Genomic DNA, 11,764 nt, shown 5'->3' with positions numbered 1-11,764 from the left:
ACTCTGATTTAACTAAGTATTGAGTCAATAAACAATCATATTTTGCAGTTTCGTTAATCGTCAGATACGAAAACTGCACCTAGTCACAATTATGTGACACCAACAAACCACTAAAACACCAACCAAACATATGAAAATAATAGACTATTAATGAAAGCTTAGTATTTATAAATAAAAAGACGAAGTGACATGAAATTATGAAGTTAAGACTAATCCGCCCGTACCGATTAGAAGCGGTAGAAATGCGAACAAAATGTCGTAGCTTGAAGATCGTTTCGAAAGTCGAATAAGGAAAGGTGAAGAGAAAAACATCACCATCAAATACTGAACGACATAGTCAGAAGGAATCAGAATCAGCATCAGAACATGTGTTAATACGTGGATAGCCACTCCCCACGAATGAGGTTTGGTACGCATCATCAAGGCAAATGAAAACAGAAAGCTAATTGCAACAGGCATAAATTACACTTAATTAATAATGATTCTCATTTTCAATATTATGTTATTGTCCTAATTCCTTCAACTCAGTTTTGTCTATTGTTTGCATCGCTATTATCAATCAACATAATAAGTAAAATTATCAATGAATTTTTTCCTAAACGTTTGCGTAATCGCTAACCTTCTCTTAACCTTGATTTGAGGCTTTTATCACGGTTTTTCCATTGCTATAGTTCACCCATCAAAACGAACAAGACCATTCGAGGCATGGAGCTTCCTCGTTAATCTCAAGATGAGAAGAAGTGGTACCGACAAAATTCGGCAGATTTAAGAGGGTCAAATAATGGAAATGAACATGGTTGAGATTCTAGGCTACGCGGCTTCTATCATGGTTGCTATTTCACTAACTATGAAAGATATCGTTAAGCTTCGTATCCTTAACTTTATCGGCTGTGCACTTTTCACAGCGTACGGTTTGATGATCGATTCATGGCCAGTAGTTCTAACTAACGGTTTTATTGCATGTGTTAACGTGTACTTCCTTGCTAAAATGCAGCAGGAAAAAAAAAGCCTAGCGCCTGAAGAAGCCTAGGAAAAACGATTTTGGAAAGCCCGTAAGTGTCACGCTTACGGGCTTTTTTGTTTTTGGTCGCGAGTGCCGATTCGCTTTCGTTAGCGTATCCAGTTCAACTTCAGTGTTTCGCGGCGGGAGAACATTTCTACATGAACCGATACAACGCCCTTCACTTTTTCTAATGACTCTTCAGAGTCCGCCTCACAAGTTATCAGTAAACGCTCCCCTTCTAACTTAAACTCCGTATTTCCAACAGGAAATGTCACCAAACCTTTTTCATCATTCCAAGTCGCCGGCACTTTACGCGCAAAGTGGCGACACAAAGTCACGAGATATTTCGCCGCATGCTCGCTTTCAATTACAGTGGTTTCTTTGATCATTTCAGTCCCTCGTCCCTTTCATAAAAAAGGCTCTCGTACGAGAGCCAAACATCTAAGGTTGTTGTTATTGCCCTTAGAGTTAGAATTGATAAGCGGCAGACAACTTGTAGTTACGCCCAGGTTCGTAATCGTCTAACGTAATCCCCCTTGCTGTGCCTGAGCGAGACGCGTGGGATGTGTAGAGCTCATCAAATACGTTATCAATACCAAAGGTGACCGATAGCCCGTCAACGTTAGAAGGTACCCATTGTGCGTACAAATTGTGAACATCGTAACTGTCTTTCTTCGGTTGGCCATCAAACACGTTGTCTTCCTCAAGCACAAACATTGAGTTCCAGCCGAAAATGGTTTCTAGCGAATCAGATTGGTAATCCAGCGTTAAAGCGATGCTGTCACCCATGTCAATACTACGGCCATTACCACCCGCTACTGGGCCGCCCGTATCTTTGTTCTTTGTATCCGACTTAGAGTAAGACAGCTTGCTTCCGAAGCTCTCGTAACCGTAGAAAGCGCTTGCTTCAAAACCTTTGATCTCGACATCACCTTCATTGTAAATAAGGTATGTTTGAGTCGCTCCTTGATACGCTTCTGCAATATAGTCATCGATATCGGTTTGGAACACGGTTAGGTTTGCGCCAAATGTGTGTTCATCTAACGTCTTATTGAAACGAACACCACCTTGGGTGTTAAGTCCCGTTTCTGGTTTCAAACCATCTTGTAGATAAGCCACATCTTGGTAAGCAATAAAGGTTTCCATTAGCTCTGGACCTTTAAACAGCGAGCGAGAACTTGCAAACAACGTCCAGTCTTGTGTTGCTGCCCATTCTGCCGCTAGTGCCCATGTCACTTCGTCGTAATCGTTGTTACCTGTTTCTGCTTTGCGTTGGTAGTCGTCAAATCGTAGGCCGGCTGTGATCGAAAACGCATCCGAGATAAAGAATTGGTCTTCGACGAACAAAGCTGTAGAAACCGCAGATTCATCCATGAACTTGCTGCTGCCATAGTAACTTTCAGAAGTCTTATCCATGTAATCAAGGCCGTAAGTCGCGCGATGATCAAAGTTCCCCAGAGTGAGCAATGATTGGAATTTTGCGCTTAGGCCAAAGTTCTGGTTTTTCGCGGTATTTTTCGATAAGCGGTTTGCTGGCCAACGCGGCGCCATGACAGATTCATCACGGACGATTTCGGTTTCAGTGTTATATAACGTGACGTCCCCTTGGTGTTGCTCACCACGAAGCTCATAACTTAATGTGACAGTGTCGCGGTCATAATCGGTTGGAATTAGAAGCTCACTCGACAAACCGTTATTGGCATCACCAGACATATCAGGACGTGGGTTGTAATCACCACTGTCACGATACATATCGTATGAGATTTCTAGTCGGTGAATATCGCCAAACTCATAGCCGAGCTTACCTAAAATATTGTAAACATCTCCTTCCGCACCAAAGGTTTTATTACCATCACCATCTTTAAAGTCATCACGTGTTACGTAGTGACCATAGACCATCGCGTCCACGTTTTCAGACAGCAATCCATATAGCGTTAGAGAACCTTGTTGGTTGTCGTTAGACGCATAACCGCCGTAAACGCGAGCACCAAAGTTTTCATCGTAACGCAGCAGATCACGTGCATCTTTGGTTTCAAAGTACACCGCCCCACCAAGACCACTTTGAGTTACCGAGTTATTACCCACTTGGATATCCGCTGACTTCAAAATGTCCGGGTTAAGCGTAAGGTTACCAATATGGTGGAACATGTTGGCGTGCTGAGAGGCTCCGTCCAAACGGATATCAAGGTCGGTTTCACCAAGACCGCGAATCGTAATGCGTTGGTTGACAGAGTGCGTACCACCCACATCAACGCCCGGAATATCACGAAGTAAATCCGACATGTGATCGGCTTGCTTGAGCGACATATCGTCAGCAAACATTGATTCGGTGTTGCTGGATACTTTCGTCCCCCACACAACTACCTCTTCGAAGTGAGAGTCTTGATCTTGAGCTAAAGCTGGATGGGCAAGCGCCATCCCCACTGCTAGGCATAGGCTTGAGAGCTTAATTGGTGAGCGAACAGGGCTTTCCATAAACGTCTTCCTAAATATAAATGATAATAATTCTCATACATGATAGGATCTCAATTCATAAATACAAAGACGAATCACTTATGCAAAATCGCATAGGTGTTATGAGGAAACGTCAAATGGCGGCAGAGACCAAAAAAAGAACTAAAATTGCCAAAGTAGCTCTCACCAAAAAGCTTGAGCAGACGGAAAAACAAATAATTGTTACGCAAGGTCAAAGCAGCCAAACTCAGCTTGCTGAAGGGAAATTTCTCTCCTACCAATACAACGACCAGATCTTTGTCCATGGCGGACGATGCATCGAATTAGTCGATTCCAATATAGTCTCTACTGCCCATTCAGCCCTACTGATTACTATCCTTCTTGAGGGAAAGCTATCTTTTGGCTATGACGATCTTCAATTCGACTTTGACGCTAACAAAGCACCACAAGGTGTGGTTGTTAACCTAGCAAAACCCGCTAACTTCCGCCGCTCACTGATTCAAAATAACAGAATGAATAAGATCAACATTCTTATTAAACCACCTTGGTTAGAATCGAGAATGGCGGGAAATTGTGGACACAAGCGCTTCATTGAAACTCACCAAGCTTTTTACACACTGGAGCTTAATGAGACGTTAATTGAGCTTGCACGCTCTCTCACTCAACGTGAATCTCCGACAAATATGAAAGATCGTATAGAGGTCGAAAGCTTGATTTACCAAGTGCTTTCCCACTCAATCGGGCAAATGCCTGACGATTACTGCGCGGTATGTGAAAAACAGCATCGCTCCGCTGACACTCGCGTAGAAAATGTGGTCAGTTACATAGAAACACATCTCGATGAAGATTTAACCTTAGAGCGTCTAGCAGAAGAGTTTTCAATGAGCGTTTCAAACCTCCAACGACGTTTCAAACAGGCTTTTAACATGACCATTAATGGTTACATCCGCCATCGCCGCTTAGAGATCGCTCGCCAGCATTTGGAACGGGGATTAGTGACTATCACAGAAGCGGCATACGAAGCGGGCTATCATCATCCATCAAACTTTACCAACGCCTTCAAGAAAGTATTTGGTGTTCCCCCACATGAAGTCGTCAACAACCATTGAGTATACCCAAGTAACCTCGAGATGCTAGGTTCAGCGAGAATGACTTGGTTTGTAGACGCGGCGGCGATTTAAAGATCTAGTCATTCTAAATCAAGAATCGACAACAAAGTATACAAGCCAAGGCAGCTCGCCCTTTGGGAGCGTGTCATTGACCCGATTGCTGCGTCAAACAACTTGGAAAGAGCTGGCTATTACACTGCGTTGTTTTCCTTACTCTCGAATCAATGACAACGCTCTGAATCCTGCATCTTGAAGTCACTTGGGTATATATCCATATAAATTTGCTCTCAAAGCTATTTGGGAAGACAAACACTTGGCGTTATACTCGCGAGAAAGGTTATCTGAAATACAGAGGTCATCATGAATATTGGTGCAGTTGCGAAACTAACGGGGTTGTCTTCTAAATCGATTCGTATGTATGAAGACAAAGGCATAATTTCGTCACCAGCTCGTAGCGATTCAGGTTATCGCGAATATTCTGATAAACACATCCAAGAGCTCAACCTTGTTTCCCGGGCAAAAAATGCGGGATTCTCACTGCAAGAATGCAAAGAATTTGTGCAACTGGCGCATAATCCAAATCGCAAAAGTAGCGAAGTGAAAGCGCGTACGATGGATAAACTTCATGAAGTGGAGCAAAAAATCGCTCACTTGTTGGAAATTAAAAAGCAATTAGAAGGTTGGGTTTCATCTTGTCCGGGCGATGCCGAGAGCCGATGTCCAATCATTGATGAGCTCACCAAGTAAGCTCATCAACATTTCTATTTCGGTTTACAGGGCTATTGTTCTAATAAGGTACTGTTTTAACGTAATTCTGTTTTAGTAAATATCGCTTTAATGGTAAGTACACATACGCTTGCCATTAAGCTCAATGATATTAAAAGGTGTCTCGTAGATATCTTCTAACATGGACGCCTGAATTACCTCATCTACCTTGCCACTGGCAACCACTTTACCCTTCTTCAGAGCAAGGATCTCATCGGAATAACAAGCTGCAAAATTAATATCGTGGATCACCACCACCATAGCTTTATTCATATCGTGCGCAAAACGTTGAACGATTCTCATGATTTGTAGCGAATGCTTGATATCAAGGTTATTCAATGGTTCATCGAGAAAAACATAATCCGTATCTTGGGCTATCACCATCGCAATAAACGCCAACTGTCGTTGACCACCACTCAATTCATCTAAGAACTTATCTTGAATTTCTTTCAGATCTAAGTAGTCAATTGCTTGGTCGATAATCGCATGGTCATCTTTGGACAAGTTGCCTTTTGAATAAGGGAATCGCCCAAACGATACCAATTCTTTTACGGTAAAACGCATCGTAATCGTGTTAGCTTGACGCAATACCGCCAACTTTTTCGCAAGTTCTTTGGTGTCCCAATCTGCAATCTCTTTGCAGTCGATCATGACACTACCACCATCTCGCTCGGTCAATCGTGACGCCATGGACAGCAAGGTACTCTTTCCTGCTCCGTTTGGACCAATAATCGATGTCACCTTCCCTTTCTCAAATTGGGTATCCGCGCCATCAACCACTTTGTTGGAACCAAATGCTTTGGTTAATTTATCTATAACTATCATGTTTATACGACTTTGTTTTTCAGCAGTAGATACAAGAAGTAGATACCACCAATAAAGTTAATCACTACGCTCAGCGTCGTTTCAAATGAAAAGACGTTTTCTATAATCCATTGCCCCGACAATAAGGCACAAATTGCCATCAAAGAGCAACCTATTAACAAGGTACGATGCTGGTAAGAGCGGAACATTTCACGGCTCAAATTTGTCACCAATAAACCAAAGAACATGATTGGTCCGACTAAAGCCGTCGAAATGGCAATGAGAACCGCAGAGAGAATAAAGACATTGCGCGTCACTTTAGGGACATCAACCCCAAGACTCTTAGCATTGTCTTGGTCTAGCCAAAAAACATCTAAAGTACGATGCATGCGATACAACAACCAGCAAGCGATGAGCAATATTGGTGAACTGAGATACACCAAGTTCACCTTCACATTATTGAAACTCGCGTACAGTTTAGATTGCACAAACGCAAAAGTATTTGGGTCCATAAGAAGGGAAAAGAACACCGCAATGTTGTTAAACAACTGCCCAAAGATCAGCCCAACCAATAGCAAAGTGGTGAGGTTGCGCCCGCCTTTTGAAAAATAAAACCCAAACAGCAATAGCGAAAATCCCACCATGACCAGCACAGCAATCGAGAAGTTGATGTAGACATTCAGAACGAGAGCGCTTAAACCACCAAACAACAAAACAATCAGTACTTGCGTTAACACATACAACGCATCAAACCCCATGATGCTTGGAGTAAGAATCCGGTTGTGGGTAATGGTTTGGAACACCAACGAAGATTGAGCAATCGCAATACCCGCCAATACCATAGCTAACACTTTAGGCACACGTCGCGACAAAAAGTACTGGTAGTTATCTGCTGTTAAGCCAATACCAATAAACAAAAAAGCAAAAAGCAGCGCGAGGGCTGCCAATAAGAACAGTTTCTTGGAATCACGCACTTTGCTTACCTCGCAACAACATCGCGATAAACACCACTCCGCCCAAGATGCTGATCACGATTGAAATCGGCATTTCATGAGGGAAGATGATCAATCGGCTAACCAAGTCACACGCCAAAACGAGTATTGCCCCGTACATGGCAGTAAGCGGGATATTGCGTTTGAGATTATCACCGTAGAAGTAACTGACTAAGTTTGGCACGATAAGCCCAAGAAATGGCAGTTGACCTACGATCATCACCACACTGGCTGACATTACCGACACCAAAAGTACGCCTAACGTCACCACTTGCTGATAGTTCAGCCCAAGGTTTACTGCAAAGTCTTTACCAATGCCAACCGCAGAAATGCGTGCCGCAAATAGGTAACTTAAAAGAGCGACGGGAACTGCAATATAAAGCAGCTCAAAATCACCACGCAAAATGTTTGCAAAGTTTGCGACGCTCCATGCTGACAGGCTTTGTAGTGCATCGTATTTGTAGGCAATGAAAGTAGTAACAGCGTCAACAACGTTACCAAAGATGATGCCCACGAGTGGCACAAACACGACGCTTTTGAATTGAATACGTTGAATGAACTGGACGAACATCAAGGTACCCAGGATAGAGACAGCAAAGACAAGCCAAAGCTGTTCGCCATTACCAAAAAACACCACACTCATTACGTAACCAAGCATGGCACACTCAATCGTACCTGTTGTTGAAGGCGCGGCGAATCGGTTTTGGCTAATTTGCTGCATCACTAATCCAGCGATGCTTAGCCCTGCTCCCGCAAGAAGGATGGCAAATAAACGCGGAACCCGGCTAGTAAAGAAAAGCTCTAGTGCTTTTGCATCGCCTGAAAACAACTGTTGGGGTGTCATATTTGCCACCCCAACAAACAACGATGCAACGCTTAGAACAACAAGAACAAGCAATAACTTTTTCAAAGTTAACCTCAGCTAGCTTCGCTTACAGATCGATCGTGTGTTTAATTTCACTCACCATCTTTTCCGTTGCGGTCACGCCGGACATTGCTAAATACCATGCGTCAACATCTAGAAAAGTAATTTTCTTGTTCTTGTAAGCCGAAGTCGCTTTAACCAAATCGTTATCCAGCGCTTTAGCGAGGTCATGATCAGACTTTGCGTGAAGTGAATTTCTATCAATAACTAGAATATTTTTCGGATTAGCTTCGCGAATAAACTCATAAGAGATTACGTCACCGTGCGTGCCTGTTTTGAGGTTCTTCACTGTTTCTGTAAAGCCAAAATCTGTGTAAATCGCCCCAAAACGAGATTTCGCACCAAATGCGCTGATGTTGTCACCAATACTTAGAATCGTAAGCGCATCATTATTATGAGCTTGGTTATAGTCATGAATTGCTTTGAATTGAGCGTCTAACTTCGTAATTTTTTGCTCGACCTTATCCTCGATATTGAAGATTTTGCCAATATTTCGCCATTGTGCTTTGGTCCCTTGCCAGTAATCTTCATTCTCGCCTGAAGCAAATACTACCGTTGGGGCAATTTCACTTAACTCATCGTATTTTGACGAACCGCGAGGACCAACCAAAATCAAATCTGGTTTTTGCATGTAGATGGTTTCGAAGTCTGGTTCGAACAGACTACCTGCCGATTTGTAATGAGCTTTACTGTACTTAGATAAGTACTTTGGAAGATGGGAGGCGTTCGATACCGCTACAGGGTCAATACCAAAACTGTCGAGTGTATCGAGTGGACCAAAGCCAATCACAACCACACGTTTTGGCGATTGTTCGACTTCTGTCGTTCCCATGTAGTGATCGATTTTGACGGTTGCAGCAAAAGCAGGTGAGATTGTTAGCAGCGAAACAAGAGCCGCACTGACGAGTTTTTCCATTATTCTAAGCCTTAAATGAGATCCATTATCATACGCATTCGCAATATATCGTTACTCACATAGGCATTCAACCGATTATTTAATAACTTTACATTCGTTACACTTCTAAATTGGCTTAATAAATCAACAAATTACACTGTACCTATATCGAATTTGAGACGGTAAGCGCAAAGTTATCAAATTAATATTTATCACTTTAATGAATGTTTATACTTCTTTTAAATGACTCACTAAAAAGGACTAGATAATGAAGAAGTTAGCATTGGTTTTATTTGTAGCAGCACAGCTAATGGCATGTACGGAAGTTGGCAGTGAAGCGTGGTGTAACGATATGAAAGAGAAACCAAAAGGCGATTGGACTGCTAACGAAGCTTCCGATTTTGCTAAGCACTGTGTTTTCTAATTCAGAAATAAGCGCTTGTCGCTCTTAGTAAAAAGTGATCATGATGACCCACAACATTGTATTTCGGAATTCTAACGTTGTGGGTTATTCGTAAGCATCAAGAAATGTTTTTAGTGCCGCTTCATCAACAATCTCAAGCCCCTGCTCGCCTTTTCTGATCAAACCTTTGTCCATCAGATCTTTTACCGCTCGACGATAAACGCGTCCTGACGTGCCAAATCTTTCAGCTTCTTGGTTTACTTTGTCAAACCCGCCCAACAAGGTGTTGGTCTGTTTTTGTACTAGCAAATCATAAGCAATGTTGTAAGTAATTGGGTGTAACAAGCGATTGGTATAGATGTCCATTGAATCCTGATAATCCTCCGCCAAAGCAGAAGCAAAGAAGAACATCATGTCAGGTTGCTGATGCAGCGCCTCAGTCAGTTTTTGGATACAGATGATATCCACCTGCATGTGTTCATCAGCTACCACATTCCATTGGCAAGGCGTTTGTGTGAAGTACTCCATTTCACCATAGATGTGATAATCGCAATTGGCTTCACCCAGTTGGAAACGACGTCCATTAGCTGCAATGATGCTCATCGAAACTCGACCGACTGGCACAACATAGAGATATTGAAGTTGTTCACCTTGGCGAAGGAGCTCTTCACCAGAGTCAAAATATCGACTGCCGATTTGGCATTGATAGATTAAGTCACGAAACTCGGCACTTTTCTGTTCTAGAAAGCTTTTGAAACGTCCAGTCGGATAAGGGCTTATTTTCACGTGAGTTTCTCTTTAATGACAACAATCTCAAATAGATTGTACTCGCTAGAATCGTTTGATGACAGCCAATAAAAAAGCGACACCAAGGTGCCGCTTATAAAATTAACTAAGCTGTGATCTGGTTAACTCTGTGCAATTAAGGCTTCAAGAGCAGCGTAAGACGCTAAACGCTCCCCTTCCATCATCACTTGCGCTTCGTCTACGTACTGCCCTACGCCTTCTTTCACATCCTGCTGATACAAAACCACATTGTTCAAGATAGAGGCGACATTCAGACCACGCAGTCGACCCACAGTAAACAAAGCCGAGGTTTCCATATCCGCACCGAGAATACCTTTCTTGTTCCAGTACTCGCAGATCGCTTCTTCTTCGTCGGTATAGAAGCTGTCATGAGAACGAACCACACCTAAATGATAGCGCGCCTCTTTTTCGGCTAAATAACTGTCCAGCGCTTTCAGTAATGAAAAGCTTGCGTAAGCCGGATACGAAGAACGAACGTACGCTTTCGAGCCACCTTCGTCTCTTACTGCGCCTTCAACCACAATCAACTCACCAAGTTGAATGCCAGATTGCATCGCGCCAGCCGATCCCACACGAATCACATTTGTCACACCACACTGCTTTAGCTCTTCCACCGCAATGATCATCGAAGGTGATCCGATGCCTGTACTGCACACTGATACGCGTTGACCTTGGTATGTTCCCGTAAACACTCGATACTCACGGTTTTCAGAGACCAGTTCTGTGTTATCAAACAACGCGGCAATACGGTTCGCCCGATCTGGCTCACCACAGACGATCACTCGAGGTGCTATCTGGGTGCTGTCTACGCCAATATGAGGTTGTTTCATCATTGGCTTAACCTTGAGCTGTCGCTTGAGTTAGGGTTTTCTCACCGTTGCGTTTTGCGCTACGTGCCCACTCTCTTGTGCCGTTTGCTGCGATGAACATGAGAATCGCATATTGAACTGACATTGCGTACACACCTTGTGTCGCGTAAATCCCAACACTGATGATGTTGATTACGACCCAAAGAATCCAGTTCTCAACGTACTTACGTGTCATCAAGATTTGCGCCACGATAGAAAGCACGGTCATGGTTGCATCCCAGAATGGGAAAGCATCTGGCTCTAAGACTGGCTCAGACAAACCTGCACCGAACACATTCAGCGTATCAACGGCAATGTTAGCCAACGCGAAAAAGAATGGGTCGATATAGATGGTTAACAGCGCAATCGCAACAATGCTTACTGAACCTGTCGCGATGAGCTTCTGCTTGCTTAACCAGCGCACCTCTAGTGTCTCACCTTGTGCATTTGGTCTTGTCCACGCATACCAACCATAAATGTTGGCGCAGAAGAAGAACAATTGAAGCAGAAGCAATCCGTAAAGCTGAATCTGGAAAAAGATAACGGCGAAAAGTGTTACGTTCAGCAAACCGAACAAGTAGTTGATGGTTTTTTCTTGGCTCGCAAACCAAATACAAAGCAGACCGAAAACCGTACCAAAAGCTTCGATCCAACTCATCGCATAGCCACCACCAATAGGAATATTAACAAGGGTGTTATTGATGTCTAACAGGGCAAATAGGTCCATGAAGATGTCCTTTATTATTGTGCTTGGGATGT

General features: G+C 43.2%; 14 protein-coding genes. 4 read left to right on the top strand and 10 right to left on the bottom strand.

What is annotated here, in order from left to right; all coding sequences use genetic code 11:
• Positions 1-195 precede the first annotated feature (195 nt).
• On the bottom strand, positions 196-459 hold the full coding sequence (locus H735_RS27920) for a hypothetical protein (RefSeq protein WP_020196659.1): 264 nt from the start codon (positions 457-459) through the stop codon (positions 196-198).
• 322 nt (positions 460-781) lie between these two features.
• Here H735_RS27920 and H735_RS27915 point away from each other — a divergent pair, with 322 nt between their 5' ends.
• The gene (locus H735_RS27915; RefSeq protein ID WP_005431786.1) at positions 782-1,030 is read left to right on the top strand and encodes a YgjV family protein; all 249 of its coding nucleotides are present in this window, start codon (positions 782-784) and stop codon (positions 1,028-1,030) included.
• 80 nt (positions 1,031-1,110) lie between these two features.
• On the opposite strand, the gene H735_RS27910 is transcribed toward H735_RS27915, so the two are convergent.
• Positions 1,111-1,392, bottom strand: coding sequence for a DUF2218 domain-containing protein (locus H735_RS27910; RefSeq protein WP_009704151.1), 282 nt, complete (start codon positions 1,390-1,392; stop codon positions 1,111-1,113).
• 79 nt (positions 1,393-1,471) lie between these two features.
• Positions 1,472-3,478 carry a TonB-dependent siderophore receptor gene (locus H735_RS27905; protein ID WP_020196660.1) on the bottom strand — a complete coding sequence of 669 codons (2,007 nt, stop codon included), beginning with the start codon at positions 3,476-3,478 and terminating at the stop codon, positions 1,472-1,474.
• Positions 3,479-3,594: 116 nt separating this feature from the next.
• On the opposite strand from H735_RS27905, the gene H735_RS27900 reads away from it, so the two are divergent.
• A complete protein-coding gene (locus H735_RS27900) occupies positions 3,595-4,566 on the top strand; it encodes a helix-turn-helix domain-containing protein (protein ID WP_017190703.1) in 972 nt (323 codons plus the stop codon).
• A gap of 360 nt (positions 4,567-4,926) precedes the next feature.
• The gene (gene cueR / locus H735_RS27895) at positions 4,927-5,313 is read left to right on the top strand and encodes a Cu(I)-responsive transcriptional regulator (protein WP_005437780.1); all 387 of its coding nucleotides are present in this window, start codon (positions 4,927-4,929) and stop codon (positions 5,311-5,313) included.
• An 87-nt stretch (positions 5,314-5,400) separates the two neighbouring features.
• On the opposite strand, the gene vctC is transcribed toward cueR, so the two are convergent.
• Genes vctC through H735_RS27875 form a run of 4 tightly spaced genes read right to left on the bottom strand, consistent with a single transcriptional unit; the run spans position 5,401 to position 8,968 of the window.
• A complete protein-coding gene (gene vctC / locus H735_RS27890) occupies positions 5,401-6,156 on the bottom strand; it encodes an iron chelate ABC transporter ATP-binding protein VctC (protein ID WP_020197542.1) in 756 nt (251 codons plus the stop codon).
• A gap of 2 nt (positions 6,157-6,158) precedes the next feature.
• Positions 6,159-7,109, bottom strand: coding sequence for an iron chelate uptake ABC transporter permease subunit VctG (gene vctG / locus H735_RS27885; RefSeq protein ID WP_020197541.1), 951 nt, complete (start codon positions 7,107-7,109; stop codon positions 6,159-6,161).
• Positions 7,102-8,037: an iron chelate uptake ABC transporter permease subunit VctD gene (gene vctD / locus H735_RS27880; RefSeq protein WP_020197540.1), complete on the bottom strand. Its 936-nt coding sequence runs from the start codon at positions 8,035-8,037 to the stop codon at positions 7,102-7,104. The genes vctG and vctD overlap by 8 nt, the downstream gene beginning before the upstream one ends.
• 22 nt (positions 8,038-8,059) lie before the next feature.
• Entirely contained in the window at positions 8,060-8,968 is a 909-nt protein-coding gene (locus tag H735_RS27875; RefSeq protein WP_009703143.1) for a siderophore ABC transporter substrate-binding protein, read from the bottom strand.
• A gap of 247 nt (positions 8,969-9,215) precedes the next feature.
• Between H735_RS27875 and H735_RS30560 the strand changes: the two genes are divergently transcribed.
• Positions 9,216-9,371: a DUF3012 domain-containing protein gene (locus H735_RS30560; protein ID WP_005452237.1), complete on the top strand. Its 156-nt coding sequence runs from the start codon at positions 9,216-9,218 to the stop codon at positions 9,369-9,371.
• A gap of 84 nt (positions 9,372-9,455) precedes the next feature.
• On the opposite strand, the gene H735_RS27870 is transcribed toward H735_RS30560, so the two are convergent.
• From H735_RS27870 to pnuC, 3 genes are all read right to left on the bottom strand, one after another.
• Positions 9,456-10,136, bottom strand: a complete 681-nt coding sequence (locus H735_RS27870) for a Crp/Fnr family transcriptional regulator (RefSeq protein WP_020197539.1) — start codon at positions 10,134-10,136, stop codon at positions 9,456-9,458.
• 122 nt (positions 10,137-10,258) lie between these two features.
• Positions 10,259-10,990, bottom strand: a complete 732-nt coding sequence (locus H735_RS27865; RefSeq protein ID WP_020197538.1) for a nucleoside phosphorylase — start codon at positions 10,988-10,990, stop codon at positions 10,259-10,261.
• 4 nt (positions 10,991-10,994) lie between these two features.
• Positions 10,995-11,732: a nicotinamide riboside transporter PnuC gene (gene pnuC, locus H735_RS27860; protein WP_020197537.1), complete on the bottom strand. Its 738-nt coding sequence runs from the start codon at positions 11,730-11,732 to the stop codon at positions 10,995-10,997.
• Between the last annotated feature and the right edge of the window lie 32 nt (positions 11,733-11,764).

Source organism: Vibrio owensii CAIM 1854 = LMG 25443, assembly GCF_000817815.1.
GTDB classification, from domain to species: Bacteria; Pseudomonadota; Gammaproteobacteria; order Enterobacterales; family Vibrionaceae; genus Vibrio; species Vibrio owensii.
This window is presented reverse-complemented; position numbering and strand designations above follow the sequence as displayed.